We start from the raw sequence: 24,495 nt of genomic DNA on the forward strand, positions 1-24,495 counted from the left end.
CTTATTTCTCCGCAGGGTTGTCCAGCGCTTTAAACTGCTTAATCGCTTCATTGATATTATTTGTTTCAACGGTCGCGATACAGCGATCGCCGTTGAAAACTTCATAACGGGCATTATGCAGCTGAAACAATAAATCGCGGCCACGAAAGTGTATACGTTTCTGCTTAACGCCAATCCCATGCCGCCGTAATAACGCCTGTGACAGGCGATCGGTCTCTTTAATCATTCCCTCAGCTCCTCGGCAGTACGTGGTCACTACCAGTAAACCTGATGAACATTAGTTTTATATTAAGAGATAACCTTATTTTTAACAGGGCTAAGGCCCACCTTTCAGAGAAATTACCTGATAGCAGGAACGTGGGGGAACATGAGTCTGCAGAACGGCTGCCATTCGCTGCGTTAATGGGCCCTGAATGCGGTACACTTGACCGGACAACTTGCCACAGGACACGCCGCTATGAGCGATAAGAAGATGATTTCCATTGATCAGTTCAGTGTTGACGAACGTCTGGCCGTCGAACAAACCTATAAAGGGCTGGCTGAAAAGTACCGTCAGCGAACCGGTAAAGAGCCGGATAGTAAAAAAGAGAAAGAATTCAACAGTGAAGCACGGCAGATGGTGATGGCCAGTAAGCTGGAGAAGGAGAAAGCAAAGGCCGAAAAGGAAAAGAAAAAACCGCTGCGTAAAAAGAAACCTGAATCACTTACCGCCAGTGAAGTCAGCGATTTCAACTGGTCGGCCTCAATTGTGAAAGGCCGCCGATAGTCTCCCTGTGCGTGCTGTCATAGCGCGCACACACTCTTTCTCGGCCAGCATCGGTTGCCTGAGTTGCATATGGCGCTTAGAAAAACATTAGTTACGCAATAAGAATATTCTGCAAATAATTAACCCTGTTCCAGCATTTGCCGATAAACTGCCGTAACCCGTGGCTGCTTCAGTGTGCATATGAATTATTACACTCCCGATGATGTTCAACTGAAGCGCCGTTCGACGCGATTTGTGCGACGAATGTTTATGATGCGCCAGCTCGGTACCTTTCTCTGTTTTCTGCCCATTCTGTCAGTTCTGATGGAGATGGGAAAAAGCGCGGCACTTTGTGCTCTTCTGTTTACCAATGCGTTTATCTGGCCTTACGCTGCCTATCGATTGGCATTGCGGTCGTGCGATCCGACCGGTTTTGAGCGTAAGAATCTCACGCTGGATGCCGCGTTTGGCGGCGTCTGGGTTGCTGCGATGGCACTGAGTCCGCTGCCTTCAATTATTATCATGGCGGTGCTGATCTCCGATCGCTACTCGGCAGGCGGCTGGGTTCAGCTGAAGTCCGCGCTGCAGGCCTTTCTGTTTGCCTTTGTGCTGGTCTGGTCAGCGGAAAAGGCACCCCTGGTGCTGACGTTCAGTACCCGAACCGTCTGGCTGACACTGCCGCTGGCCAGCCTGTATCTGCTGGCACTCAGCGTAGTCTCGCACAACCTGACCCTGACTCTGCGCCAGAAGAACCGCGAACTCGAACGCATCGCGCTGATGGACCCCGGCCTGAAAATCCCTAATCGCCGGCTGTTTGAACGGCGGCTGGAAAGTGAGTTTTTGCGAACGCAGCGAGGCGAGGGCAAGGCCTGGTTAATGCTGCTGGATGTCGACCACTTTAAACAGGTTAACGATACTTATGGACATGAAGCGGGTGACTTTCTGCTGACAGAGATTTCGGCACTGCTGCGTGACAGCGTCGGCCTGAAAGATGTGCCCGCCCGCTTTGGCGGCGATGAATTGTGTGTGATCGTACGGGATGCGGATGAAGCCAGCATCCTGCTGCTGGCAGAGCAAATCAGGCAGGGCATTGCCCTGTTGCGGCTGCCAGCGTCATCCACCTTTCAGTGTTCGGTGAGTATTGGGATTGCGGCAGCACGTGATGCGGCATCGATTCATGAGTGGCTGAGATGTGCTGATGAGGCGCTTTATCAGGTGAAGCGCGCGGGTCGCAACAATGTGCAGATATGGCATTCCGATTCGCTGAACACACTCAGTGCAGTCAGGAGCAAATGAAGAAGGCAGCCTGAGGTCGCGTCTCAGGCTGAGTAATCAAATCGCCGGGTAGTCGCCAGTGCCTTCAGGCCACGGTGTCAGCAGATCGAAACCCTCTCCAGTGACGGCGACGGTATGTTCCCATTGCGCCGAGAGCGAGCGATCTTTAGTCACGACCGTCCAGCCATCTGACAGCACGCTGGTTCCGGCTTTACCGGCATTAATCATCGGTTCGATAGTGAAGATCATACCGGCCTTCAGGGGCATTCCTTCACCTGGGGTGCCGTAATGCAGCACCTGCGGATCGGTGTGATAAATCTCACCCACGCCGTGCCCGCAATATTCCCGTACGACAGAAAAACCGGCAGCTTCTGCAACACGCTGAATTGCCGCGCCCACATCGCCCAGCGTCGCGCCGGGACGGACAGTTTTGATCCCCGCAACCATCGATTGATAGGTGATATCGACCAGACGTTTTGCACGGACTGACGGTGTGCCGACAAAATACATCCTGCTGGTATCGCCATACCAGCCATCTTTGATGACCGCTACATCGATATTAACGATATCGCCATCCTTGAGCTTTTTGCTGGCTGGTATACCGTGGCACACCACGTGATTGACCGACGTGCAGGTCGTGCGGGTATAGCCGTGATAGCCGATATTCGCGGGCGTCACTCTGAGTTCATTCACAATGAAGTCGTGACAGATATCATCCAGCTCTTCGGTGGTAATGCCGGGGCGAACGTGCGGTGTAATCATCGCCAGTACCTGCGCCGCAGCCTGCCCGGCTGCGCGCGCCATCTCAATCTCTGCGGCGGTATGAATTTTAACGGTGTTCATGACACGTCTCCTTGTGTGGTGAGGCTCTCTTTATGGAGCATATTTCGGATATCAGCGCTGCCGTCCAGTTCAAGCCGGATCAGCATCTGCGCCAGTTGGTGTTGGGTCTGCTGCGGATAGAGTTCTGCCAGCATGCCGAGTTTCAGCCAGTGTTCAGCCTGTGCATTAATCGAGCGACTCATCGCCTGACTGGCGATGCGCAGATTTTCATGCATCAGGTCAGAGATTTTTACGATACCCATATGAGCCTTATATGAAACGTATATGTTTCGTATATAGTTTATCGATAACTCCATGAGTTGCAATGGCAAATTTCATTCCGTCCGAAAATGTCCGAAATTTGTCCGAAATTATACGCATCAAACCATTACGTACGTATCACCACGGGAGTCCAGGTACTTTTGCGTCATGGTGAGATTCTTATGGCCCAGCAGCCGCTGTGTAAACGCCTGACCGTAATGTGCCTCATATAATCTTCCGGACAGGCTGCGGATCTCGTGAAAGGTTGGCGGGTTTGGCAATGTGTCCAGACCGCAGCGGGCCCGCGTGCGCGTAAATGCCTGCGTCAGGTTTTCCGGACGAACGGGGCCAGGTCTGCGCCCATGACGTCGTGTAGCGGAATAGATTAAATACTGCGAAGGATTATTCCGTCGGCATAACTCAGTCACGTCGTTCAGTGTCATGCCGATGTCGGGCAGCGCCAGATCAACAGGGATGGCTAACTTATTACCTTTTTTACTCTGTGTGATAAACAGTCTGCCATCACGAATGTCGGAAAACGTCATGCGGCTGATATCCTCCCTGCGCTGAGCAGTAACCACGGCGACCAGCAGGGCCCGGTAAAACCAGGGTTCAGATTCACGTACGGCCTCCAGCAGCATCCGGAATTGCTCAACTGAAAGCCGGCTCCTCTGAACCCTGGGCTGTTTTGCCCGTGTGGGTTCAACCGGATTTCTTTCGACCACGCCCGCCACAATCGCCTCACGGAACACATCATTCAGGACACTGCGCAGAATGACTGCCATTGTCTGTTTATTTTCGTTGACATAGACATCCAGAAACAGGGCAATATCGCGGGTCGTGACTGCGGTCATTGCCAGGTCACCTAAAGATTTCCTGATTGCGTTTAGCTGATATTTGCGCAGCCGCAGGGTGACCGGCTTTACGTTGCGCCTGATAAGGATTGTTTCATAGGCTGAAAGCCATTCAGACACTATCATTACGGGGCGCGCCTGTAATTTATTCAGAAGGGCGGGGGGAACATAATTCCGGTCCAGATAATGGTTGGCTTCAATAGCCTGAGCAATCGCTTCCCGGCGTGAGACATTACCCAGTGAATACTCTTTTCCGGTGTGAGGATTGCGCCAGTGATAAGTTTTGCGGGCGCGGCGGTAGGTCAGATTACGGGGGAGGTTAGCATCATAAGATTCAGGCCTTTTGATCATATATCATTTTTTCCATCAGCAGATTACGCCCGATAACACTATGCGAAAGAGCATTCGGATTTCTGACGCGTTTACCGGGGTTGAGATAAACCGCTTCCGGATGAAGCCGGTACTCTTTGCCGTGTATCTCCGGGCACGGGTAGATTCGCCCTTCGCGTGCCCAGCGGCGCAAAGTAGAGAGGGAAGGTGGCTGAGAATAGGTTTCGCTCGCCCACTCGGTCAGGGTAAGCAGCTTAGCCATGATTTACCTCCGGATTTCGGTCCATTAAAAAACCCCGCAGAAGCGGGGTTTCATAGTTTATCTTTGTCTCGATTATCCTGCTCTGGCTTCCATTCAAGCCCGCACATATCGCAGGAAAACTTCCCATCTGGGCGCTTGCGGGGTCCCCAGAAATTGCAGAAGGGACATGTTCTCGGTCTGTAAGCTATTTTCAACCTCCTTGTGTAAAATCAGGTCTGATTTCCGTGGAAACGGCATCGATCAATGACCTCAGGACCTAAGTCGCGGAGACGTTAAAGATTGTCACGATGAAAAGCTTTTGCAGCTTTGCTGACTTCATAATTTCGTCGTTTTTCAATCATCCTGATGTAGAAGTCATAAAGCTCTTTGCGCATGTGCTGCTTCATTTCATCAGGCAACGGTTCCAGCGATTTCTTCCATTCATCCAGTTCTGGCCTGCAGATTACATAGGCCTTATCAACAATTTCTTTAGGCGGGATTTCCGACTTGATGAATGGGATGGTGTGGTCATTCAGGCATTTCACCTCTGGCGTTTCGAATGAGCGGTCCTCTGCTACGACTGTCATGGAAACTAACATTCCAGATAAAAAAATCCACCTCACCGCTTTTTCTCCTTGTGATTAATCGTGCCAGTGCCGCCCGGATACTGCAGCCCAAAGCTCCGGTAATACTTATCTCACGACTAAAATCTAAGTTAATCCTGTCGCGTTCGTCCATGCTTAATTCCTCTACCTTTCCACTAATTATGCTTAACCCCATAGTCATAAAGAAGCTGCATCAGAACCATGCGTGGCATCTCTTTACCGGAGATTCTGAAATTATTCCTGAGTAGAGAGACAATATTCGCGCTGGAAAGCAGGTTGCCTTTGTAATAAATAGACAACTTCTTACCAATGTTCTGCTTTGTAGTTACATTGAGCATTTTCCCACACTCATCACTTAGAGAGAAATTTACATTCTCAGAACCAATCTCATCACTATCCACGTAACTTATTGATTTTATGCATTCTGGTGAGTATGTCTCCTTCGTGCCATTTACTTCAAATATAAAACTACCTGGCCCGGCGACAGAGGCTACAGGAAAGAGAAGGGCAGCGAGAAAGAGCGCGGATTTAAGCATGCAATATCCATATTTTGAGCATTAAAAAGTTATTATAAAACCATTAGGGTGCATGTGAACACTAACATGCAGTCTGACTGATACAGGGCAGAACAAAGCGGCCAGATGAGGCAGCTGATTGAGTCTTCCCCCGCCTTATGCTGGCGGACACAGGTCTTTGCTTAATGCCCATCACGTTTGTCGTCATGGTTGTGTCCCGTGTCAGGTTTAATGATAACGTTATAATCCTTATCTGTCCCCGCGGTGAAAAAGCGGCTGCACGTCTTACGCTGAGGCCACTGCAGGCTCAGGGTCTTGCGATTATGCCAGCCGAAAATTAACCATGAGGTGAGCCTCGTCGGGGACAAAAAATCTTTTTTCATCTCATCAGAATGAACCAGCTTCATAGATAGGAATACAATACCGGTACGATTGGTATGTTAATCGTACCGGATGTGATAACACTAGGAAACAAATGCCGCGGCATCCAGGCTAATCGTGTACGTATCAGCAGTGACAGATTGGTCACCCTCAATGGTAATGATTCCCGTGAATACTTTTACCGGACCTTCTGATAAAAATGCCCAATGGCCACCTCCCGTTTCAAATCCTGTCATTCCATGATAGCCAGTGATACCAAGCTTGATCTGGTTTTTTGGGTTATTTTTACCGGGTATTTTTATATTAAAAAAATTGTCTTTTTGTATGATTCCGGAGTTGGGGGTCCAGCGTATACCTAAATTCATTGGTGATTTTGCAGAAATACTGAAAAACGCTACGGGGCTATTGTCTACATTGACTCCAGCCTCCAGGTCCGGCCTTGGTGTAAGCCTGAACATTAATTCAGGATTTTCTCTGAAAACCAGATCAACGGAACGACTTACCGGATCGCCTACAGGTTTGAATTCATCTTTAGCTGCGACCGGAGTGCACATAAATAATATTGCTACTGAGAATGCTATGGGAAGTAATTTCATTTTAACTCCTTTGGAGTGGTGTATTAATTTAAGTTGTTAGTTTGAATTGGTTTTGTAATGTTGGTTATTTAGTTATTACGGCATTGAGCGGAAATTTGCATGGAAGAAATATGGCTTGCTATAAACTGGTCGCCATTACTCACAACATTTAATGTGGCGAGTTTTGATGTAAATTTTGACATCACGCCTTTTCCGGCCTGAACGTCAGGTTTCCAGTTATCACCTGATAGTCTTACATTCAGTTCACCTCCTCCTTTCTTGCGGTCAGTTAATATATAGTGTCCCGGCATAATCTCTTTACCGGGTGGTTCAATCCACACATTGAGCACGCAGGATTCTGACATCCCTGATACGTGGATTGTTGCCAGTTCTGCTCCATCATTCATTCTGCCAGCATGCAAATTCTGTTCTGGTGTTATTGTGAGTTTAAGAGTATTTGCTTCAGGACTCTGAAAAGAAACAATAAACATTATGACCAGAAGACTTGATATTTTTTTTAATCGATGATGCATAAAGCTTTCCTCTCCTTTCCTTTACTTGCACTTTGCGGTAAAGAAGTTGAGTCCGTGCGCTTCGTCATTTTTTATCAAATGGTAAGGGCATTTGAGTGATTGTGTTTTACCTATGACGGTAAGATTTCCTTCCGGTGGTAATCCTGACATATAGACTTTCCCATCATTGTCAACAATACCCTCATTTCCTGAATCTGAACTAATTCGCACCACAGAGCCGAAAGGGACTTTTGTACTATCAGGCTGCAAAAGTGTAATGATTGCCTTCGCACCCACTCGTGTTTTAAATTTAACAGGAATGATAGCCCCTGCTGTAGGCACAACTTTACTGTCAGTGATAGTTATTTCAGCCTCCGACGGCAACGTCGTTGGATCTAATGAAAGAGAATTTTCATGGTAGGGGTTCAGCCAGGGCTGTACTGTATAACCACGATAGTCCGTAGCGATGCCCGGAAAACCCGATACCTTCACACCTGAAGCGCGTCTGGCTTCAATGAGTGCATTGGTTTCGCCAAGGGCCTGCGTGAAAGTCATGCCATGGCGATGGGCGATAAGGCCGCCGTCCATGACAACGGTACGCTGCTGGTAATGCCGACCATAGCTGTAATCACCTGCGATGTGCCCGTAGGTTCCGGCCCATCCCAGAGATATGTCGCCATTGCTACGGCTTACTGCGTGTCCGGCGGTATAACGCTGATCAACATTCCAGCTGAGGCGCTGATCAAACGCATCACCACTTAATCCCACTGAGTGACTGCCCTGACGAGATGCTGAATGTATGTACCGGTAAGACGCGCGCGTGTTGCCACCCATCCATTTTTTCAGCGGAACAGAGAGCCAGAGGCTCATCATCTGTTCCCTGGGATGGTGCCGGGCACGTTGACTGGCAGACCAGTTTAATGACAGCGTCATATCCCTGAACGCAACAGAGTATCCCGCGTTAAGGCTGCTTTCGCGCAGGCCGCGGTTCCAGTAGGTATCCTGATAAGCACCTGCGTTCAGGTAACCCCATTTACCCAGTCCCTGACTGATGGATAGTCCGGTACGACTTTTTCTCCTTTTTCTGCGAATGCCTGGAGCTATTCCATCAATCCGCCAGCTCTCCAGAGATTCAGCCAGTGTGAGATAGTCCGGCTGGCTGAACTGTAAATTGACCAGTGACAGCGAAGTATTTGTCCCGACAAACTCTTTGCTGTACCGCATACGCCAGGAATAACCGTTTACCGGGTCATGACCCGCGTGCTGTGCGCGGCTGAGTGTGACATCTGAAGAGAGTGCACCCCAGTTGCCTATGCTCAGCCCGGTACCCAGGGATGAAGACTGATAGTGCCGGGCTGCCTGGATTCCGCCATAAAGCGTGAATCCAAAGGGAAGACCGTACATGGCGGTGGCTTCCATGACCGGCGCTCTTGTTACTCTCCTGTCAGACGAACGATACTGCCCGGCCATCAGGCTGTAACGCAGGTAGCCCTCTTTAATGGCGATTGCTGGCGTCTGGAAAGGAACAGTGAAAACCTGAGGAACGCCCTCCGCCTCCCATACCGTAACCTGAAAATCACCACCTGCGCCGGTGGGATTGAAGTCAGTCAGGGCGAACGGACCCGGTGCGACGACCTGGTTATAAATGGTGTAGCCGTTCTGTTTTACCTCAACGCGGGCCTGGGTTCTCGCCACGCCACGTATGACCGGCGCAAACATATACTGGCTGGAAGGTACCATCCGATCGTCAGAGGCAAGCATGACGCCTCTGAAGGGAACGCTGTCAAAAATCTCAGAGGCGGTATAACGCTCACCCAGCGTCAGGCGGCTGTTGATGCCATTAATACCGCGCTCCAGATAAGTCGTCATGGCCTGCCAGCGTCCGGGCGTTCCACGTGTTTGCTGCCAGCTGGTGACGTTGCGAAGCCGCCAGGCACCGATGTTGACGCCTGGCGTCAGTTGCAGCCAGGAGTACTGATAATTCCTCCCGAGGGGCCACGGGTAACACTCTGGCTCGTCCCGGCACGATAATTCATGATGAAGGCAGGTATGCCGTCGTCCCAAAGAGTACGGGGTGCGATGCCTTTAAATCCGGGCTTCAGATAAACCTGAGGAATACTCAGATGCAGTGACTGCTCATCAAAGTGGAAATCAGCCTGAGCGCCCGGTATCTGCGACAGATCAAAAAAGCCTGAGCGTTTTTCCTTCTCAGTAACCTTGAAGCTCTTCATGCGTACTCCGTAACCTGACAGCATGGATCTGCTGAGGTGAGGGACGAGTCCCTGACGACCATATTTATCCGCCCTTAATATGTAACTGACTGGCCGGGAGTCGATAAGTGTATTGTTCAGGTAGATGTCAGTCGGATAAATGCCCGGTAGCTGACTGCCCTGACTGAAAAGCATCAGGTCTGTTTCTTTATTGCTTCCGGTAATGAGAGCCGGGTTAAAGGTATAGACTTTGCCTTCTGCCTGAACCGCAGCCAGCGTCAGACCGGCCACGAAAAGTGGTCTGTAAACAGTCATCGTTTTAATCCTGGCAGGGAGTACTCTCAGTGAGAAACAGGATCAGTGCTCAGGTCGGACGTGAACGCTTTGCTGTCTCCGCCATAATCGGTAATCAGTCGCCAGTGCACCTGACCTGACGCATCCGCAGGTATGCGCAGTTGCCGTTTACCCATCGGAGGAACATATTCAGGGTTGGCCACACTCGATTTTCCAAGCTGAACACTTCTGAGATTCATGAAAAAGGGCGTGGGGTTGCTGACCGTGAGCGTCTTACCGCGTTTTGCCCAGGTCAGGCTGGAGGCAAAGTCTTCGGGTGTGCCTCTGAGGGAGGATGGGCGTACAAGCAGTTTCAGGCAGCTTTTGATACGCAGTTGCGTCAGAAGGGTAGCGTGCTGTCCGGCCTTTTTCTTTCTATACGCATCACCCGTCCAGTCCGCATCCGCCTCAGGGGGGATGCCTGTTACGCAAAGCCAGTAAAGTGACTCTTTCGTGTCATTATTGTGGCTGCTGGTTGCGATAACCTTTATCCGGCTCTGCTGATGCCCGTCCAGACGGAACAGTGGTGGGGTGACAATAAACGGGGCCCGGGTTTTCCGGTCTTCCATCATGATTTCCGACTGCACCAGCATCGGATACGCCTGGGGGTTCATCACGGTCATTGATGCACCATTCGAACCCGCAGAATATATAATCCGGGTTGCGCCTGTTTTTACAGAAAAGGACTGGAGTTCATTTTCCAGCGGCATACTTTCTCCCCTTGCAAGCTGGAACGAGCACAGTATAGCCGCCACAATAATAATGGCATTCGTTGTTCTGGTCATTGAATTGTTCCTGACTGCCCTGGTGTTGTTTTTTATTTCGAGCCACAATCATGACGCGTTAAATTTGCAGATATAAGATAACCATTGCCTGCTTTTAATTAGAGACTAATCTTCTTCATCAGGTAATGGCGTCAAAAGCAGATGCCGGATTTCTCCTGCACTCATATCCACTTTTACTGTTGTGAAAAGTGGCGCGACATAGTCATCGCTGTGGCCCTGCTTTTCAAGAAACTCCAGTGCCTCTTCCTGAGACGTAAAGAGTCTGTCGTCTTTGCCAGTCGGGCGTTTGACGACCCAGGCTGCGGGTGCAGTAATGAGGCACAGTTTTGCGATGATATAAACCAGTTGCTGCAGTGGCTCGGTAGAAGAATGGTATAAAAAGGTGTCGATATAGCTTAACAGTCTTGTGTTCATAGGTGGCGTCTTCTTAATTAATGTTACACTCAGGGAGCGCGCGGAGTTTTAATTTTATGTATATATTTATTCGCCTTCTGTAAAGAAACTAACACTCACTTTCATATCAGTGAAGTCAGAAAAGTGAATATAATATTCATAATGATGAGGGTGCCTCTGGATAATCACTGCTGGCTTAATCCCTGATATAAGACCATCCATTACGTAATGCACTCATACAACACTGACTGCGGTGTTCTGCCCACTGGGCATTCATCGGTCTTAAGGCCAGCTTCATTGCCCGCAGCCAGAGTTTTCCCGCCTGATCAAACTTTTCGCAGCGTTCGGCAAATGCAGCCGCCTCGGCGACGGCGTAATAACGCTGGTTGCGGTCGGTCTTTCTCTGATTCATCGATAACTCCTGAATTAACGGGGTTCAGATGGCATTTATTCTCTGGCTTCTTCAATCTCGGCTTTCCTGACCAGAAACACATCTGTGGCTTTATCCAGCAGCGGTGGCACAGGTTTAAGTACCTTTGATGCGTAGGCGTAGCAGCGGGCGAGTGCGCTGACCGACTGACTTTTCATGGCTGCCTCACAGAAATCAGCGAGAAGTTCTTCTGAAGAACGTTTCCTGTCCTCAGCGCGTTCCTGTTCTTTACCCGGACAGTGTTTAGGCGAGGGCGGGGGTGCGCTCGCCGGCTGGTCAGGCGATCTGACCGGGCTGGCTGGTGGCGCTGCAGGTACGGGCGTTTCTGCTTTAATCTCTTCAGTTCGCAGGTCCGGGACAGAATGGTTTTGCAGCGCAACACAGTTATCTCGGCTGGCTGACTGATTGATGAACGCATTCAGATCTTCACGAGCTGGCGGTGTCACGTCGCGTTCTGCAGGAGATAAGGTTTCCAGTTCATCCGGTGTGTACACCCCCAGAATGACGTCCGGGCAGTGCAGACGGGCCCAGCGTTTAACAGCGAGATAAGCCAGCTGCTGACGCGGATCGCTCGCCCAGAGTGTTGAGTTCCGTACCTGTGCCTGTGAGAGCAGCAGTTCCAGCACCCGCGGCTCCTGCTCGTTCTTCATTGTTGCCCACACCCGAACACCGCATCCGGATTCATCCTGCAGTGTCCAGTCCGGTGCGATGTATTTATTGCCTTTGGATGAGGTTTTCTCGGTGAATCTGCCGATAACATTTTCCCATGGCCCAAACCATTCGTAATGGAGCCGATCCCGTGCAGGGGCCATGGTGTTGATCACTGCATTCACCAGCTGTGCCTCGTATCCCAGAACACCGTTGACGGTGAAGGTTTTTTGGGCGACGGCAAACGGATTCATACGCCACTGCAGGGCCTGCATGGTCACAGCCAGACAGTCCGCGGCTTTGCCCGCGAGATGCGCCGGGACAGTGACTCTGCTGCTGGCCATGATTTCTGCAAAGCGCACCAGTTTATCCAGGGCATCGGGGCTGAAAATAGTGGCAGTTGTGTCAGTGCTGTCGGGCGCAGAGATCATCGGTTGATTTTGCATAACGCCTACTCCTGTTAATGTGCCCATGCAGGGCGCTGAATTATTTCTATGCCGCCCCAGTTATTGCCGAGGCGACAGGAATGGAATGTGCACAGGTCCCGACGGAAGAGGGCGGATCCCGCGCTCATGTCATTGTCGTGCAGCTCAAACACACGAACCGGATAACGGCCACAGTCGATCGCTTCACTGACCGCAATAAAAACGAACTGCGGATATGTGCCAGTGCAGTGATAAAAGCCCTCGCAGTACATGGCTGCCTGAACGTGGTACCGGAACGCTTCGATGTGGCGGGCAAAGCGCGACATATCACTCACCTTTTTCACGTCGACGATGAGAGGGCGATTCGTCAGATATTTATCTGGCCGGATGCGACAGAGTTCCTCTGTCTCTGCATCTGACCAGTAGAAGGAGGATTCGCAGTGGCCGTCAGCTTCAAGAAAAAAGCGTGCGGCGTGATGCGCCATTACGCTCTCTCTCATGAGCTGAAGTTTCCGGCCCTGTTCTGCATCCATGACCGTCATATTCCGGATGCGTGTCTCATTCAGAAATGCTGCTTCATCTGCTTTACCCTGAGAGGTGCGCCGGTTAAAGGAAGGAGCCACAATAAAGCGCTTATCAAACTGTTCAGGCTCAAGCAGCATGCAGTGCAGCGCGCTTCCCATATCCAGTGCGGCTGTTTTATCCGTATCCACAGGCGCATGTTTGCGCCAGAGGTAAATGGCCGGGTTAACCGCAATGTCATCGAGCTGCGATTTACTGACGCCGGGACCGGCGTGATAGGCCTCATTGCTGAGGCCTTCATAGATACCCGGTTTCATCATGCTGGTTCCTCCCAGCCAAGCAGCACCTGAAGGTCGTAATTTCGGGCCGCCTGCAGGTAGGCCAGATTCGTGATAAAGCTGATGTATTCCTCAGCGGCTTCAGGATGGGCACAGCACTTCATCGCATCAGGATGCAGGTTCCAGTGACGGAACAGGTGTAGGTGGTCAGGAAAACAGGACAGCAGGCGCTGGGCTTCGTCATCGATCCACTGTTCTTTCCTGATTGCGTCCTGCTCCTGGGCATCCAGGTGGTCTTTGTGACGTTCCAGCAAAGCATACGGTGTGATCATGGCTTCCCCTCCTGAAGAAGGATGCCGACAAAACGGTCAAACACCACCTGCATCACGGGCAAAGGTGGCTGGGGTGGCAATGCCGGGGATGTGGGCGATGAAAAGCTGGCACCATTGACAATGTTTTCAGGCGCAAACTCGATATCGCGGATGGCATTAAAGGGGCGAGCAAAAGCAGCATCGCCCCTGATGTCTGGTTGCATCATGGGAAATGGTCCTTTGAATAGTCAGTTAACCTGTTCCGGTTCTGATAAGCCCGGCAGTATGACGAGGGGCAGGGATGACGTGTTTACTCAGGTGTCAGTAAGACCGGGCACGACGTCATCAGACCTGGTTTACTCTTCTTCTTCACGACGGGCCTCGCGGGTGGCTGCAAGGATTTGTGCCGGGTCTCCTGCTATGCGCGTATGAATAACAAACGTACCAGTGTGGGTCACCCGGGCATCCGGTGCGGCCATGAGAGCCGCCCTGACAACACGTTCATGGATAAATGCCCGAAGAACGCAGGATTTGATATGGAGCGTGCCCTCTGTTGAGGTCGCGATGTACTGAATTTTCATCTTTTAATCTCCTTTAAGTGAAAATAACCGTTTAACTTCGGGGTTGGTGACCCGCCTGATCTGGCTGTTATCCCGGACCTGGTTTCTCCCGGATGCCGCCCGCTCTGATCGGAGCGAAGCTTCGGGTCTCCGCATTTGCGAGCCAGCGTTTATGGACAGCAGGGCGATGCTGTCACTCTTGAGCGTCCATGACCGATTTTCTCTGTTTTGCCCCGTGCCGGTCATTACGGCTGAAACATCGGGACTAAATCTGATTGTCGTAATCCGCATGACTGAGTAATTCCCAGTTCTGTCCATTGTCTTTCGATAACAGTCTCCACTGCGGCGTAACCCTTAACGTAAGATACTGACCCCGATAGGTTCGCCTCGCCCGGATTTGCCCGGTACGCCATAAGCGCATAATGCGCTCAGCACGCCTCATTATCCGGACGGGGGCATGTGGCTTGGACATCACCGTTACCTCATTTCAGCGGCACAGGCAGTGGCAAGCTTCTGCACATACGTCCAGGCGATGCCTTCACTGAAACAGACAAAACGGCGGCTTCGGTTTAAAGAACTGGCGGTGAAGATGAACCTGCCGTTCCGGATATGAATAATCATGCTTTGTCTCCGTTGAGATATAAAAAAACCGCCCTGGCGGACGGTTTACTCTGACGTATTCAGGCAGGCAGTTACGGCTGGTTGTTGTCTTCCGAGGCAGAAGAAGCGCAGCTGCATGCTGGTCGTAAATCAGGGTGTGTGGCGAAAATGGTTGTGAGAGTTGACTGAAGCAATTCATCCAGTGATCCCATCACACCCTTACGGTATGCGTCTGCTTCGTCCATACTGACTTTTCCGTCTTTCTCACTGGCATCAACCATCCTTACCGATGCCACCAGCTTGTTTGCCACTTCCAGCAGTGTTTCAGTGACTTTCTCTGCAGTTTCACGATGTTGCATAATGACCTCCGGGTCAGGTAATGCCCTTGCGGGCGGGGTTTCCGAATGACATCTCAGCGTTCATGGATGCCATCTTCATCAATAATGATGAGGCGCGTATTTTTGATGAAATCGCTCATGTTCACGCCTACATCGTGCCAGTGAGACAGTGCCATCAGGACGTCACGACGGGACTGACAGTGACAGGCATTTACATACGCCTGTACATGAGCAAGGGCGAGGCGGCGCATTTCTTTTGGATTCAGAACGCATGAAGGTTTTTCTTTATGCATGGTGTTCTCCGGTTCCGGACGTAAAAAAACCGCCATAATGGCGGTCATGTGGACAGGTAAGAGAGCGATCACGACTGGCCGTCCCTGTCTGTCTCTGAAACGTCGCTACAGCAACATCCAGGCAGTAAGTCAGGGTGCTCAGTCATGATGGGATCCAGGATTTCGGTGAAGAGCACGTCGAGAACAACCTGGACTTTATGCATATGTGTCGCAGCCTGCTCTTCCGTGACTTTGCCTTCCTGCTGGTACTCAAACATCTGATCAGCAGAAACACTCAGTTCACGGGACAGCAACAACACAGTCTGGCTGATACGCACAGCAGCATCGCGATATAACATCGTTACTCCTTGAGTGGATTTGCCATTCAGGCATTACGGAAAGGGTGATTGAGCCAGAGAGGCTTTGATGCCCGGCCGGACGTAACATATCCGGGGCAAAAAAAATCCCGCACGAGGCGGGAAAGTCATTCAGGCACTTGGTCAGACAAATCACACTCATAATTATACAATCAGGATGCCACTACTTTCGGTACTTCAGGCTGTCAGGCATTTGCTGACAGTGACGTTATAGAGGTATTCCGTTTCATAAATCTGAATGAATGGAAAAACCCTTCGCACTGACACCTCGTTTAAATTGCGAAAAAGGTTTGAGATAAGCTGTCAATGTCGTGATGAGTCAGAGTAAGCAGGGTGATTTATTTTTGTAGGGCTTACTCTTCCCGAAACAGAGACGCCGGGCGTCGCGTATCAGGATTAACTCATGGCGTGATGCTGCGCTATGATGCTTTTTTATATGAACTCCAGGTGCTCTGGGATCAAAGTTGATTCCACAGACCGGGCACAGAACGCTGTGCTTTTTCATACTAACCTCCATCAACAAAGGAAATGACACTGGGCAGTGCCATCTCATTTGTTGAGAGGAAGGTGGGTTTTGCCACTTCGGGATCTCGCGCTTCTGCACTCCTCCCGCCCGACAGTATGCTGTGCCGTTCAGCAGCCAATCATTTCTCTCCAGTTATGCCTGCTTCGCGTGTACTGATTAAGACAGAAGCAGATTGGCAGGTACAGGTGTAAAATAGTGCCGCTAATTATTTATGTCAATAGTTGCACTAATTTATTTGAGGGGGATTTTTCAGAACACGAGTAATAGCATGGAGAGTGGCATGGCGGATTAAAAAAGTTCAGTCGTTTACAATCATCTAAAGAGCTCTTCTGGCCATTGCGTGTGGATGACACTGCCAATCAGCTTCGTATCATCATCGCACTTCAGCGTTCGGTATGCTGCATTCAAAGGCACCAGATATCCCAATCCCGCATCAAGATCGTATTTTTTGAATGTCAGCGATGTATTTTTATCAAGCGATGCAACACAAAAACCACCTGTTATTACGGGTATACCAGGATCTACCAGTATAATTACGCCTTCTGGAAAACTGGGCTTTATGCCTTGAGCTGCTGTCATCGAGTGCCCGGATACAGCGATCCAAAAAGCATCTTTGCTGGCTTCTTTTACGGCGGGTATGTAGCTGATTGGAGTTAAGGTTTTTCCGTTTTTATATATCTCTAAAACCTGCTCACTAGTGTAGAAAGGGAACTTTGTTACATTATTGACAATGACGCTGTTTTTTTTTCTTTCAGCGAGGCGAATGGGTTTCAATAGGGGTTCAATAGAAGGATCTATCTCTTCAGGAGATACACCCAGAAGTTCAGCAAATTTCAGTACATTTTCTTTATTTAGAGCGATTCTCCCGTTCAGGAACTGACTGACTGCAGCCTGAGTACTGAAGCCCATTCGGCCAGCCGCTTTCTCTTGGCTAAGGCCAAGTTCTTCTTTTTTCGCATCCCAAATCTCGCGCAAGCGCTTCGAAACGAGAATGTCTTCATCGGTAATAAGGTTCTTTTTTGTCATAAGGCATTATTATTTGTAGCACTAATACTATGCAAATAGTTGCACTGTTGATCTTGTCAATAAGTAGCACTAATATGTGGTTTTCGGTCTATGGGAATTCATCATGAAATTGGTTGACTACTTAAAACTGAATCGTATCAGACAGACTGATTTCGCTAAAGCAGCAGGGGTCAGCCAGGGCTATGTCAGTCAGGTAATTGCCGGGAAGTACAGGCCCAGAGGAAGCAACGCCATCAAATGGTCTGCAGTAACTGGCTGGCAGGTTACGCCACACGAACTTAACAGTGATGACTACCCTGGTAAGAAGGACGGATTACCGGAGAAGTTTCACTGATTTCTGGCCAATCAGGGCAGATTCATGCTTAGCGTTATGCATATGCAATCGGTCCCGGTTCATCACACTATCTGAGACAATAAAAAATGGATGCCGCAAACACACGCAAACAGAAACCATCAGTTCAGGGACGACATCTTCATACGCTGGCCCTAAAAGCTTTGTTCACTACGCGACAGACAGAGGTTGCCCGTCGTCTTAATGTTGCAGACTCAACCATTCTGAGACGCACTGAAAAATATCCCGAAATCATGGAAACGCTGGCTGCAAGCGGTATTGAGGATTTCGTGATGAAGGGGGAGATGAAAATACCCCAGGAACAATATCGCTGGCTGATGCAGGTCGCTATCAGGTTTGCTGAGTATGAACTGGAACGAACCTGTAATGAGGAAGGCGATGAGCATCAGCACAGACAATCCTGTCCATGAGCTGGTGGTTTCAGGACTTCGCTTAATTCAGTGTGAGGGGGGAAGGGAAGGGACAAGAGTTGCAACGAGAGTCAGATCTTAGCCTCTGCACACATAGCGAGAATGCAATGAAACTTCTTAAAATTTTTATTTTGGAGGGACATATTAAATGAGTCGCGCAGCAACAGACTGGGCCTGGAGTCTTAATCTCAAGGCTTCCCAAAAACTACTTCTCCTTTCACTGGCTGACCGGGCCGACGAATACCACTGCTGTTATCCCAGCATCATGAGGCTCGTCAATGATACAGGGCTCGACAGAAAGACTATCGGGAAATGGATCAATCAGATGATTGAGGATGGTCTGCTTTCCGATACCGGTGAGCGGAAAGGTCCCACAAAACGGGTGCGTGTCCTGAAGCTGAACCTCGATTTTAAATGTGCCCAAAAACGGGAGGGTTCAGTAAAAGGTAATGGTCCCAAAAACGGGAATGTTCCCAAAATCGGGCCTGTTTCAATTAAGCCATCGAATGATCCCAAAAACGGGCTTTTGAACGATCCCAAAAACGGGACACAGAATCAGTCATTAGAACCCAACATAGAACCTATAAATAAAACACCCGCCGCTAAAGCGGCTGTCATGGCTGCACCGGGCAAAACAAATTATTCACCTGTGTTTGAAGAAGCCTGGCAGGCGTATCCAAAACGTGCAGGGGGTAATCCGAAGCTTTCTGCGTGGAAAGCCTGGTCAGCTCGGTTACGTGAGGGTGTCAGGCCAGAGGATATGCTGGCGGGTGTGAAACGGTACGCAAACTATGCTCGTGCGACAGGAAGTGCCGGAACGCAGTACGTCAAACATGCGGTAACGTTTTTTGGTCCCGATCGTCACTTTGACGAGAACTGGGAAAAAACCTGCGTGTCGCATGTTGCAGGCTCGAAAGAACCTGGCATGTACATCGCGATTTCTGAGCCTGACAGGACGATTCCCGATGGCTTTACGGGGTATCTGTCATGAAAAATATCGCTTCGTCTGGAGGCGTGATTAAGCGCCTGAATAAACTTATGCCACGAGGTATCAAGCCCAAATTTACGACCGCGCAGGAATGGAAAATATGGCAGGCTCAGGAAGGTCGCCGGTACGCCTGCGAAGTCATGCGGCTCAACGAGCAGATACGTGCAGAGCGTATTCTGAACCGAAGTGGAATCCAGGAACTACACCGGCACTGTACGTTTGATAACTACGTGGTTACGTGTGACGGGCAGCGGCATGCATTGAGTATGGCGAGGCGTTACGCACACGATTTTGGAAAGGGTTTCGGCGGTTTTGTCTTCAGCGGCAAGCCGGGCACAGGAAAGAATCATCTTGCAGCCGCTATCTGTAACTATCTGCTGCAGACAAACCGCATGGCTCTTATGGTCACCATTCCTGACCTGTCAGCAAAAATCCGCTCGACCTATGAAGCCGGGGGAGGAGCGGAATATGCGATGCTGGAAGATATCTGCCGGGTAAACCTGCTGGTACTGGACGACGTCGGTGTTCAGCGTCTTACGAAAAATGAATGGGTGCTGCTTAATCAGATAATTGACCGTCGTCTTTCTGCGCTCAGGCCGGTGGGAGTTTTGACGAATCTGAACCATCAGCAGACCAGCGAGGTACTGGGTTTCAGAATTATGGACCGGCTGAAAATGGACAGTGGCATCTGGGTAAATTTCGACTGGGAGAGCTACAGGAGCAACGTAAAGCATTTGCCTCTAATCGACTAATATCATGTCGATGGTTCACCATTCTGGCCATCATCCGGACAAGTTATCAACGGTAGCAGTGAGAGGGATAACGGGATTCTGTTTTCTATGTTCATCGCCGTAAACCCATCCAGGAAAAGCAGAGATAAACACAATGGCGGAAGAAACGTAATCGCTGTGGCTTTGAGGCGGCCCGTTCTGGTTGTGGGGCGAGTCAGGCGATCGCTGGTGTAATCCACAAGGCCCGCTGTCGGCCCCACGAACGAACAGATACCGGGGCGGTTCGGGTTAGTGTGGTGTCAGTTATTGGGGAGGCACTCGCCAGAGCTGATTCGTACTGCGAGCAAAATCGGCATAGAACTTTCAGGCCCTCCAGATCCGGCCGCACTTGCTGATTTTGTTACTTACTGGGTGGCTGATGGCGCGGCTTACAACCAGATTCAGCGGGAAATGAAACTGGCGCGTTCCCTGAAAACAGCGACAGCGCGCGCCTGACCAAGTGTTAGCCATCCGCAATGCGGGTTATGACGTGGAAGATTATCGCGTAATCAGCGAAACTATTTCCGGCAGCGCGCACGCTATTCAGCGTCGAGAGTTCAAAAACATGGTGAAACACAAGCTGAAGCTTGGTGATTCGCTGGTGGTCCTGAAAGTGGATCGCCTTGGCTGTGATGCCATAGATGTGCTTTCCACCGTCAAAATGCTAGAGGAAGGGGGATCAAAATCATTTGCCAGGACTTGCCTTGCCCCGACCTAAGCACGGCGCAGGGTAATTGATGCTGGGTTTATTCAGCGTCTTCGCGGCCTTGGAGCGCGATAAAATCATTGAACGTACCCGCGAAAGCTTGAATCGCGTGCGCAAGGAAGGCAAGACCCTTGACCGTCCAGTAGCGGACAAAACTGCAAAGCTTGTTCAGGAGCTGAAAGAAAAGGGATTGACACAACGGGGGCGGCCAAAGAGCTGGGTATAAGCATCCGTACTGTTAGCCGTCACTGGAAGTAGAGAAGTTGCCCTGCGCAGAGACTTGAACTTGAAGCGTGTTTAGTTGGTCTGACGCCCCTAAAGGGATTCCGCATATAGCCGCTTCTGGCTAATTCCTGGACAAACAAGTTGCAAATTAATCTACTACTATTAATATACGTCAACCGACAACCGGTTGCCGCGTAACGGGTTTCGTTTCCCTGACTAATATTTTGAACAACGGAGGTGAATATGATTACACATACTCGATTCACTATCGCTGATAGCTACGCTCTCCTGGGCAGTTTACGCGTACCCGGCGTTCAGGGACAGTTTGAAGTCCGCTCTCTCACCGAACGCGCTGAGCGTCCACGCTTCATCGTCGTGCATGAAAACTGGAAGGATGCTACACGCCGCGAACGCATTGCGCCGGTAGTGGTGTTTCAGTTTGAAGCCGATGGCCGTAACAAGTGCATTAAGCAGCAAGATAATATTCCTTTCAAAGAAGTGGATCTGGCAGACCTCAGCCGTCGCGCTATGGAATTTCTTGAGTGCAAAGGACACGGCAAACAGGTATGTCACCACTAGCAATTAGCACGCACGAAAAGAAACTTATCTGGCCTGATGATCTTACTGAACCAGGCCAGTCCTACCAGTCATTAAACAACATTAGCGATGATGATGGAGCCGAACACGAAGCCATCCTTCAAGATGACGGAGGCGACATGGCTATGTTATTCCTGCGCCATGTTGATTCCGGCAACGTATCGGCCAATTTCGTCCTTGAGTTCAACCTTGAGCCGCCCCAGGGCTTTCCTGTACGCATTCCGCAAGTCTCGAGTGCGTTTGTCGGCGAGGATTATCGCAGGGTAAAACTCTCCCAGCACGTTTATCGTATGATAATGAAGCATTATGGTGCAGTGGTCAGTGATACGCACCAGACTCCTGGTGGAATGCTCATCTGGTTGCTTATGGGTGAGGATGACACCGTACAGCTCAATATCATGCTGGTTCGTGATGATCGCCTTGAATATCGATTAAAAGACGGTGTACCTGAAACCTACATCGGTGAGATAGATGCGCTGGAACAGGCTGGTGACACCATCTGGGGCGACCCACACGCCGTTATCTCTCCCAGAGTGCTTGAGCGTCTGGGCTTTCGCCCTACACACCGTGCTCTGGAACAAATCGTTCTGGCCGCGCGCGCTGTATAACTACTCTTTTTTCATGGCTTACATCTTTAGCGTTCGCTAAACTGCGCGGCTGGATTCCTACCAGCGAACGATGCGCAGAGCGAACCATGACCCGCAAGTACAAGCCCTTCACCTCTCTTTCACGCCGCCAGCGTCGCGCGCGAACTCTGTACATCAAGAACATAATCTATCGCGGACCGGTGCAAACGCGCAGCAAGTCATCCTGCAGAAAAATTTGTGATGTTCGCGGGCTGGCAGCCGTCGTCGAGCCTGCGCGGAACGGCAAGCAAAATCGGCATAGAACTTTCAGGCCCTCCAGATCCGGCCAGGCTTGCGGATTTTGTTATTTACTGGGTGGCTGATGGCGCGGCTTACAACCAGATTCAGCGGGAAATGAAACTGGCACGCTATGTTGAAAAAGTGCGCAAACACCTTTCCTCAAAGCGCTCCAGAGAAAGACGAGACTGCACGCGGGTATCTGAGATGAACTATGAAATACCTGAAGGGTTCAGAGGTGGGTAAGGGCGGTACCTAGCCTCTTGTCGAAGAAGGCGACTTTTTTGATGGAAATCGTCCGCTTTGAGCGAGAAGCGGACATTGCAGATATCGCCATGTATAAATCTTAAGAAAGCAGGTCACAGACTTATATTCTGATATCCCCGCTAAGAGTTATCCCAGGCTAATTAGCCATAAAGATTAAAACGTCGGCTCATGAAGGAGTTTTTTTCTCTGCTGCCTCGCCACGTATGACCATCCAGATCCCGAGAGAAGAGATCGCCATACCGAAAGCCATCTGCCAGGAAAGGGGCTCATTGAACATAACCCATGCCCAAATCATTGTGACAGGTGGGCTGAGGTACAGCACTGTGGTAACACGGGTTGCTGAGCTCCGGCGTAAACAAATCCAGTAGAGACCGTAGCCACCAAAAGTTGGCAGAGTTGCCGTCCAGAAGACGCTGAGCGTGAATCCCAGTGAGGGGATTGGCGCCAGGCTACCGTTAAAGCTTTCAATAACCGCAAAACTTATCACCGCAACGAAACACTGTAGCCAGAGATTGGGCAGAATATCCATAGATTGTGATTCATTACTGCGTTTCTGCCAAAGCGTTGCAACTGCAAGCGACAGCATACCCGCCACCGGCAAACCATAAGCCCAGAGTGGGGCGTTGCCAAACGTAAGCACGTTGTGGGTCACCCATATCACGCCGAGCAGTCCCGTGAATAGCCCAAGCCAGACCCGGATGGCTAACCGTTCCCCTAAAAATGCTGTCGACAGCAGCGCCATTCCCAACGGAAGGAGATCAGCACACAGGGCTGCGAGTCCCGCCGGGACACCTAATGCAATTCCTTCGGTCACACCGATCATGTATCCGACCATGGCCAACAGACCGATTCCGGCATTTATCATTAGCACCCTGGGAGGTGTTTTTAACAGGGAACGGAACACGAATGGTAAAAGGACCAGCGTTAACAAAACATAGCGCCAGAACACGACCAGTAATGCCGGGGCGTAATTAATTGAAAAGCGTGCGCCGATGAAACCTGAACTCCAGGAAAAAAGTAAGGCAACCTCAAGCAGGGGCAAAGGAACGGTATAAAGCCAGTTAAGGCTTAACGTATTTTTTCTTTGGGATTGATTTATTTTGCTCATTTAAAGAAGGTAATAGATTAGTGTAATCTGTTAAATCAAAATGATATGTAGGACTGGTTTAAAGAAGGTAAACATTGACCACAACACTTTCTATCGAGCTACTTCGCACCTTTCATGCAGTCGTACGGACAGGAAAATTCAGCGCGGCAGCTAATATCCTCCACAAGAGTCCTGCAGCTGTCAGCATTCATATTCAGCGTCTGGAGGCAGTTGCAGGTGGGCAGTTACTGCACCGCGACAATCAGTCTGTGATGCTGACTGCTCTGGGGAAAAAGCTTCTGCGCTCAACAGCAGAGCTCCTGCGCTCGCACGATCGGATACTGTCTGACCTTCATGGTTCGAATCTTTCCGGACGGATCAGCCTTGGCATGCCCGATGAGTATGCTGCTCAGGTTATCCGGGAGATACTTCCTTCATTTAGTGCGGCATGGCCGAACGTAGTAATGGAGTTGAAAATGGGGCCCAGTACCGAGCTTGAAGAGTGGATAGAGCGAGGAAAACTGGATGCGGCATTGGTTGTCCAGCCTAAAGAAAAAACCAGTCCCGCTGCGCAATTGTTAATGTCAACCACGCCCGTCTGGGTGGGTCCTCTGAACAGTAACGTGGCGCTTGAAAATCCCTTGCCCCTGGCTGTCTACGCAGAGCCATGTATTTATCGCAAGGCTATTACCGCCTCCCTGAAAGCTTCAGGTCGACGTTCGCGTATAGTGCTGGAAAGCCATTCGAGTAAGGCGGTCCAGGCGTGTGTCGAGGCAGGACTGGCGGTAAGTTTAATGGATCGGGGTAAGGTATCAGGCCGCATGCAAATTCTTGAGAATATGCCTGCTATTCCTGACCATAATATCGTGTTCATACGAAGCGCCGCATCATGTGAGGACGAAGCTGTAGATCTGCTTTCAAAAGCGCTTTGTCAATCATTTCGGTTTTAAATGGCTGAACAGATGTCTGGAATCAGATGTTCTTTTTTCCTCATGGCTGTGTGAAAGATTTCCGCTGACATGCGCCTTAATGATGCAAACAACCCTTTTTTGCAATGTCCGCTTCTGGCACAAAGCGGAC

The 24,495-nt window shown here is 50.2% G+C and carries 37 protein-coding genes and 1 pseudogene; 11 read left to right on the plus strand and 27 right to left on the minus strand.

Going from position 1 to position 24,495, the window contains the following annotated elements:
- Position 1: 1 nt before the first annotated feature.
- Positions 2-226: a hypothetical protein gene (locus AC6I8E_RS19180; protein WP_013196395.1), complete on the minus strand. Its 225-nt coding sequence runs from the start codon at positions 224-226 to the stop codon at positions 2-4.
- 231 nt (positions 227-457) lie between these two features.
- On the opposite strand from AC6I8E_RS19180, the gene AC6I8E_RS19185 reads away from it, so the two are divergent.
- A complete protein-coding gene (locus AC6I8E_RS19185) occupies positions 458-766 on the plus strand; it encodes a hypothetical protein (RefSeq protein ID WP_147788793.1) in 309 nt (102 codons plus the stop codon).
- A gap of 180 nt (positions 767-946) precedes the next feature.
- Entirely contained in the window at positions 947-2,041 is a 1,095-nt protein-coding gene (locus AC6I8E_RS19190; RefSeq protein WP_095707868.1) for a sensor domain-containing diguanylate cyclase, read from the plus strand.
- A gap of 36 nt (positions 2,042-2,077) precedes the next feature.
- On the opposite strand, the gene map is transcribed toward AC6I8E_RS19190, so the two are convergent.
- From map to AC6I8E_RS19310, 24 genes are all read right to left on the minus strand, one after another.
- Positions 2,078-2,863, minus strand: a complete 786-nt coding sequence (map, locus tag AC6I8E_RS19195) for a type I methionyl aminopeptidase (RefSeq protein WP_013196392.1) — start codon at positions 2,861-2,863, stop codon at positions 2,078-2,080.
- Positions 2,860-3,105, minus strand: a complete 246-nt coding sequence (locus AC6I8E_RS19200) for a ParD-like family protein (RefSeq protein WP_013196391.1) — start codon at positions 3,103-3,105, stop codon at positions 2,860-2,862. The genes map and AC6I8E_RS19200 overlap by 4 nt, the downstream gene beginning before the upstream one ends.
- A 117-nt stretch (positions 3,106-3,222) precedes the next feature.
- A complete protein-coding gene (locus tag AC6I8E_RS19205; RefSeq protein ID WP_497824865.1) occupies positions 3,223-4,308 on the minus strand; it encodes a tyrosine-type recombinase/integrase in 1,086 nt (361 codons plus the stop codon).
- Entirely contained in the window at positions 4,292-4,549 is a 258-nt protein-coding gene (locus AC6I8E_RS19210; protein ID WP_140029359.1) for an excisionase, read from the minus strand. Before AC6I8E_RS19210 ends, AC6I8E_RS19205 begins: the two co-directional genes overlap by 17 nt.
- A gap of 272 nt (positions 4,550-4,821) precedes the next feature.
- Positions 4,822-5,115: a hypothetical protein gene (locus AC6I8E_RS19215; RefSeq protein ID WP_061703488.1), complete on the minus strand. Its 294-nt coding sequence runs from the start codon at positions 5,113-5,115 to the stop codon at positions 4,822-4,824.
- 173 nt (positions 5,116-5,288) lie between these two features.
- Entirely contained in the window at positions 5,289-5,669 is a 381-nt protein-coding gene (locus AC6I8E_RS19220; RefSeq protein ID WP_140029360.1) for a SecDF P1 head subdomain-containing protein, read from the minus strand.
- Between the two features lie 443 nt (positions 5,670-6,112).
- A complete protein-coding gene (locus AC6I8E_RS19225; protein WP_140029361.1) occupies positions 6,113-6,625 on the minus strand; it encodes a hypothetical protein in 513 nt (170 codons plus the stop codon).
- A gap of 68 nt (positions 6,626-6,693) precedes the next feature.
- A complete protein-coding gene (gene afaD / locus AC6I8E_RS19230) occupies positions 6,694-7,137 on the minus strand; it encodes an AfaD family invasin (protein ID WP_140029362.1) in 444 nt (147 codons plus the stop codon).
- Between the two features lie 21 nt (positions 7,138-7,158).
- The gene (locus AC6I8E_RS19235) at positions 7,159-9,180 is read right to left on the minus strand and encodes a fimbria/pilus outer membrane usher protein (RefSeq protein ID WP_497824866.1); all 2,022 of its coding nucleotides are present in this window, start codon (positions 9,178-9,180) and stop codon (positions 7,159-7,161) included.
- Positions 9,072-9,617, minus strand: a complete 546-nt coding sequence (locus AC6I8E_RS19240; protein ID WP_497824867.1) for a FimD/PapC N-terminal domain-containing protein — start codon at positions 9,615-9,617, stop codon at positions 9,072-9,074. The genes AC6I8E_RS19235 and AC6I8E_RS19240 overlap by 109 nt, the downstream gene beginning before the upstream one ends.
- 50 nt (positions 9,618-9,667) lie before the next feature.
- Positions 9,668-10,444 carry a fimbria/pilus periplasmic chaperone gene (locus AC6I8E_RS19245; RefSeq protein ID WP_140029364.1) on the minus strand — a complete coding sequence of 259 codons (777 nt, stop codon included), beginning with the start codon at positions 10,442-10,444 and terminating at the stop codon, positions 9,668-9,670.
- A gap of 105 nt (positions 10,445-10,549) precedes the next feature.
- Complete coding sequence (locus AC6I8E_RS19250; protein ID WP_010670534.1) at positions 10,550-10,858, minus strand: hypothetical protein; 309 nt, start codon at positions 10,856-10,858, stop codon at positions 10,550-10,552.
- Positions 10,859-11,033: 175 nt separating this feature from the next.
- Positions 11,034-11,249 (minus strand): ANR family transcriptional regulator, encoded by a 216-nt coding sequence (locus AC6I8E_RS19255; RefSeq protein ID WP_010670533.1) that lies wholly within the window; start codon positions 11,247-11,249, stop codon positions 11,034-11,036.
- 35 nt (positions 11,250-11,284) lie between these two features.
- Positions 11,285-12,361, minus strand: coding sequence for a RecT family recombinase (locus tag AC6I8E_RS19260; protein WP_140029365.1), 1,077 nt, complete (start codon positions 12,359-12,361; stop codon positions 11,285-11,287).
- Positions 12,362-12,375: 14 nt separating this feature from the next.
- Positions 12,376-13,179, minus strand: coding sequence for a PD-(D/E)XK nuclease-like domain-containing protein (locus AC6I8E_RS19265; RefSeq protein ID WP_140029458.1), 804 nt, complete (start codon positions 13,177-13,179; stop codon positions 12,376-12,378).
- Complete coding sequence (gamL, locus tag AC6I8E_RS19270; RefSeq protein ID WP_033779864.1) at positions 13,179-13,472, minus strand: host nuclease inhibitor GamL; 294 nt, start codon at positions 13,470-13,472, stop codon at positions 13,179-13,181. Before gamL ends, AC6I8E_RS19265 begins: the two co-directional genes overlap by 1 nt.
- Complete coding sequence (locus AC6I8E_RS19275; RefSeq protein WP_010670529.1) at positions 13,469-13,678, minus strand: hypothetical protein; 210 nt, start codon at positions 13,676-13,678, stop codon at positions 13,469-13,471. Before AC6I8E_RS19275 ends, gamL begins: the two co-directional genes overlap by 4 nt.
- Before the next feature lie 129 nt (positions 13,679-13,807).
- Positions 13,808-14,032: a hypothetical protein gene (locus AC6I8E_RS19280; RefSeq protein WP_010670528.1), complete on the minus strand. Its 225-nt coding sequence runs from the start codon at positions 14,030-14,032 to the stop codon at positions 13,808-13,810.
- 244 nt (positions 14,033-14,276) lie between these two features.
- The gene (locus tag AC6I8E_RS19285) at positions 14,277-14,483 is read right to left on the minus strand and encodes a ParE family toxin-like protein (protein ID WP_140029366.1); all 207 of its coding nucleotides are present in this window, start codon (positions 14,481-14,483) and stop codon (positions 14,277-14,279) included.
- 5 nt (positions 14,484-14,488) lie between these two features.
- On the minus strand, positions 14,489-14,632 hold the full coding sequence (locus AC6I8E_RS19290; protein WP_181161939.1) for a hypothetical protein: 144 nt from the start codon (positions 14,630-14,632) through the stop codon (positions 14,489-14,491).
- A 71-nt stretch (positions 14,633-14,703) separates the two neighbouring features.
- Positions 14,704-14,970, minus strand: coding sequence for a hypothetical protein (locus AC6I8E_RS19295; protein WP_061703265.1), 267 nt, complete (start codon positions 14,968-14,970; stop codon positions 14,704-14,706).
- Between the two features lie 53 nt (positions 14,971-15,023).
- Positions 15,024-15,242: a hypothetical protein gene (locus AC6I8E_RS19300; protein WP_140029367.1), complete on the minus strand. Its 219-nt coding sequence runs from the start codon at positions 15,240-15,242 to the stop codon at positions 15,024-15,026.
- A 68-nt stretch (positions 15,243-15,310) separates the two neighbouring features.
- Positions 15,311-15,580, minus strand: coding sequence for a hypothetical protein (locus tag AC6I8E_RS19305; RefSeq protein WP_140029368.1), 270 nt, complete (start codon positions 15,578-15,580; stop codon positions 15,311-15,313).
- Between the two features lie 856 nt (positions 15,581-16,436).
- A complete protein-coding gene (locus AC6I8E_RS19310; protein WP_140029369.1) occupies positions 16,437-17,150 on the minus strand; it encodes a S24 family peptidase in 714 nt (237 codons plus the stop codon).
- Between the two features lie 103 nt (positions 17,151-17,253).
- On the opposite strand from AC6I8E_RS19310, the gene AC6I8E_RS19315 reads away from it, so the two are divergent.
- From AC6I8E_RS19315 to AC6I8E_RS19330, 4 genes are all read left to right on the plus strand, one after another.
- Positions 17,254-17,484: a helix-turn-helix domain-containing protein gene (locus AC6I8E_RS19315; RefSeq protein ID WP_140029370.1), complete on the plus strand. Its 231-nt coding sequence runs from the start codon at positions 17,254-17,256 to the stop codon at positions 17,482-17,484.
- A gap of 86 nt (positions 17,485-17,570) precedes the next feature.
- Positions 17,571-17,912 carry a hypothetical protein gene (locus AC6I8E_RS19320; RefSeq protein WP_140029371.1) on the plus strand — a complete coding sequence of 114 codons (342 nt, stop codon included), beginning with the start codon at positions 17,571-17,573 and terminating at the stop codon, positions 17,910-17,912.
- 148 nt (positions 17,913-18,060) lie between these two features.
- Entirely contained in the window at positions 18,061-18,903 is an 843-nt protein-coding gene (locus AC6I8E_RS19325) for a helix-turn-helix domain-containing protein (protein ID WP_497824868.1), read from the plus strand.
- A complete protein-coding gene (locus tag AC6I8E_RS19330; protein WP_140029372.1) occupies positions 18,900-19,652 on the plus strand; it encodes an ATP-binding protein in 753 nt (250 codons plus the stop codon). The genes AC6I8E_RS19325 and AC6I8E_RS19330 overlap by 4 nt, the downstream gene beginning before the upstream one ends.
- A gap of 2 nt (positions 19,653-19,654) precedes the next feature.
- Here the strand turns inward: AC6I8E_RS19330 and AC6I8E_RS19335 are convergent, their stop codons facing one another.
- Entirely contained in the window at positions 19,655-19,891 is a 237-nt protein-coding gene (locus tag AC6I8E_RS19335) for an aromatic amino acid transport family protein (RefSeq protein ID WP_081113830.1), read from the minus strand.
- 221 nt (positions 19,892-20,112) lie between these two features.
- Here AC6I8E_RS19335 and AC6I8E_RS19340 point away from each other — a divergent pair.
- The 4 genes and pseudogenes from AC6I8E_RS19340 to AC6I8E_RS19355 all read left to right on the plus strand — a co-directional run.
- A pseudogene (locus AC6I8E_RS19340) lies at positions 20,113-20,634 on the plus strand (recombinase family protein); the annotation flags it as partial.
- Between the two features lie 210 nt (positions 20,635-20,844).
- Positions 20,845-21,180 (plus strand): hypothetical protein, encoded by a 336-nt coding sequence (locus AC6I8E_RS19345; RefSeq protein ID WP_033779854.1) that lies wholly within the window; start codon positions 20,845-20,847, stop codon positions 21,178-21,180.
- Complete coding sequence (locus AC6I8E_RS19350; RefSeq protein ID WP_140029373.1) at positions 21,168-21,806, plus strand: hypothetical protein; 639 nt, start codon at positions 21,168-21,170, stop codon at positions 21,804-21,806. Before AC6I8E_RS19345 ends, AC6I8E_RS19350 begins: the two co-directional genes overlap by 13 nt.
- Positions 21,807-22,025: 219 nt before the next feature.
- Positions 22,026-22,307, plus strand: coding sequence for a DnaT-like ssDNA-binding domain-containing protein (locus tag AC6I8E_RS19355; protein WP_140029374.1), 282 nt, complete (start codon positions 22,026-22,028; stop codon positions 22,305-22,307).
- 187 nt (positions 22,308-22,494) lie between these two features.
- On the opposite strand, the gene AC6I8E_RS19360 is transcribed toward AC6I8E_RS19355, so the two are convergent.
- Positions 22,495-23,436: a DMT family transporter gene (locus AC6I8E_RS19360; RefSeq protein WP_140029375.1), complete on the minus strand. Its 942-nt coding sequence runs from the start codon at positions 23,434-23,436 to the stop codon at positions 22,495-22,497.
- 74 nt (positions 23,437-23,510) lie between these two features.
- Between AC6I8E_RS19360 and AC6I8E_RS19365 the strand changes: the two genes are divergently transcribed.
- Positions 23,511-24,365, plus strand: a complete 855-nt coding sequence (locus AC6I8E_RS19365) for a LysR family transcriptional regulator (protein WP_140029376.1) — start codon at positions 23,511-23,513, stop codon at positions 24,363-24,365.
- Positions 24,366-24,495: the final 130 nt, after the last annotated feature.

The sequence above is a fragment of the Pantoea sp. X-Soil-YNGN-785 genome (assembly GCF_059730585.1).

Bases quoted from the DNA above. Each gene is read 5' to 3' on its own strand.
- AC6I8E_RS19180 (WP_013196395.1), bottom strand. From the start codon at position 226: ATGATTAAAGAGACCGATCGCCTGTCACAGGCGTTATTACGGCGGCAT.
- AC6I8E_RS19185 (WP_147788793.1), top strand. From the start codon at position 458: ATGAGCGATAAGAAGATGATTTCCATTGATCAGTTCAGTGTTGACGAA.
- AC6I8E_RS19190 (WP_095707868.1), top strand. From the start codon at position 947: ATGAATTATTACACTCCCGATGATGTTCAACTGAAGCGCCGTTCGACG.
- map (WP_013196392.1), bottom strand. From the start codon at position 2,863: ATGAACACCGTTAAAATTCATACCGCCGCAGAGATTGAGATGGCGCGC.
- AC6I8E_RS19200 (WP_013196391.1), bottom strand. From the start codon at position 3,105: ATGGGTATCGTAAAAATCTCTGACCTGATGCATGAAAATCTGCGCATC.
- AC6I8E_RS19205 (WP_497824865.1), bottom strand. From the start codon at position 4,308: ATGATCAAAAGGCCTGAATCTTATGATGCTAACCTCCCCCGTAATCTG.
- AC6I8E_RS19210 (WP_140029359.1), bottom strand. From the start codon at position 4,549: ATGGCTAAGCTGCTTACCCTGACCGAGTGGGCGAGCGAAACCTATTCT.
- AC6I8E_RS19215 (WP_061703488.1), bottom strand. From the start codon at position 5,115: ATGACAGTCGTAGCAGAGGACCGCTCATTCGAAACGCCAGAGGTGAAA.
- AC6I8E_RS19220 (WP_140029360.1), bottom strand. From the start codon at position 5,669: ATGCTTAAATCCGCGCTCTTTCTCGCTGCCCTTCTCTTTCCTGTAGCC.
- AC6I8E_RS19225 (WP_140029361.1), bottom strand. From the start codon at position 6,625: ATGAAATTACTTCCCATAGCATTCTCAGTAGCAATATTATTTATGTGC.
- afaD (WP_140029362.1), bottom strand. From the start codon at position 7,137: ATGCATCATCGATTAAAAAAAATATCAAGTCTTCTGGTCATAATGTTT.
- AC6I8E_RS19245 (WP_140029364.1), bottom strand. From the start codon at position 10,444: ATGACCAGAACAACGAATGCCATTATTATTGTGGCGGCTATACTGTGC.
- AC6I8E_RS19250 (WP_010670534.1), bottom strand. From the start codon at position 10,858: ATGAACACAAGACTGTTAAGCTATATCGACACCTTTTTATACCATTCT.
- AC6I8E_RS19255 (WP_010670533.1), bottom strand. From the start codon at position 11,249: ATGAATCAGAGAAAGACCGACCGCAACCAGCGTTATTACGCCGTCGCC.
- AC6I8E_RS19260 (WP_140029365.1), bottom strand. From the start codon at position 12,361: ATGCAAAATCAACCGATGATCTCTGCGCCCGACAGCACTGACACAACT.
- AC6I8E_RS19265 (WP_140029458.1), bottom strand. From the start codon at position 13,179: ATGAAACCGGGTATCTATGAAGGCCTCAGCAATGAGGCCTATCACGCC.
- gamL (WP_033779864.1), bottom strand. From the start codon at position 13,472: ATGATCACACCGTATGCTTTGCTGGAACGTCACAAAGACCACCTGGAT.
- AC6I8E_RS19275 (WP_010670529.1), bottom strand. From the start codon at position 13,678: ATGATGCAACCAGACATCAGGGGCGATGCTGCTTTTGCTCGCCCCTTT.
- AC6I8E_RS19280 (WP_010670528.1), bottom strand. From the start codon at position 14,032: ATGAAAATTCAGTACATCGCGACCTCAACAGAGGGCACGCTCCATATC.
- AC6I8E_RS19285 (WP_140029366.1), bottom strand. From the start codon at position 14,483: ATGTCCAAGCCACATGCCCCCGTCCGGATAATGAGGCGTGCTGAGCGC.
- AC6I8E_RS19290 (WP_181161939.1), bottom strand. From the start codon at position 14,632: ATGATTATTCATATCCGGAACGGCAGGTTCATCTTCACCGCCAGTTCT.
- AC6I8E_RS19295 (WP_061703265.1), bottom strand. From the start codon at position 14,970: ATGCAACATCGTGAAACTGCAGAGAAAGTCACTGAAACACTGCTGGAA.
- AC6I8E_RS19300 (WP_140029367.1), bottom strand. From the start codon at position 15,242: ATGCATAAAGAAAAACCTTCATGCGTTCTGAATCCAAAAGAAATGCGC.
- AC6I8E_RS19305 (WP_140029368.1), bottom strand. From the start codon at position 15,580: ATGTTATATCGCGATGCTGCTGTGCGTATCAGCCAGACTGTGTTGTTG.
- AC6I8E_RS19310 (WP_140029369.1), bottom strand. From the start codon at position 17,150: ATGACAAAAAAGAACCTTATTACCGATGAAGACATTCTCGTTTCGAAG.
- AC6I8E_RS19315 (WP_140029370.1), top strand. From the start codon at position 17,254: ATGAAATTGGTTGACTACTTAAAACTGAATCGTATCAGACAGACTGAT.
- AC6I8E_RS19320 (WP_140029371.1), top strand. From the start codon at position 17,571: ATGGATGCCGCAAACACACGCAAACAGAAACCATCAGTTCAGGGACGA.
- AC6I8E_RS19325 (WP_497824868.1), top strand. From the start codon at position 18,061: ATGAGTCGCGCAGCAACAGACTGGGCCTGGAGTCTTAATCTCAAGGCT.
- AC6I8E_RS19330 (WP_140029372.1), top strand. From the start codon at position 18,900: ATGAAAAATATCGCTTCGTCTGGAGGCGTGATTAAGCGCCTGAATAAA.
- AC6I8E_RS19345 (WP_033779854.1), top strand. From the start codon at position 20,845: ATGATTACACATACTCGATTCACTATCGCTGATAGCTACGCTCTCCTG.
- AC6I8E_RS19350 (WP_140029373.1), top strand. From the start codon at position 21,168: ATGTCACCACTAGCAATTAGCACGCACGAAAAGAAACTTATCTGGCCT.
- AC6I8E_RS19355 (WP_140029374.1), top strand. From the start codon at position 22,026: ATGTTCGCGGGCTGGCAGCCGTCGTCGAGCCTGCGCGGAACGGCAAGC.
- AC6I8E_RS19360 (WP_140029375.1), bottom strand. From the start codon at position 23,436: ATGAGCAAAATAAATCAATCCCAAAGAAAAAATACGTTAAGCCTTAAC.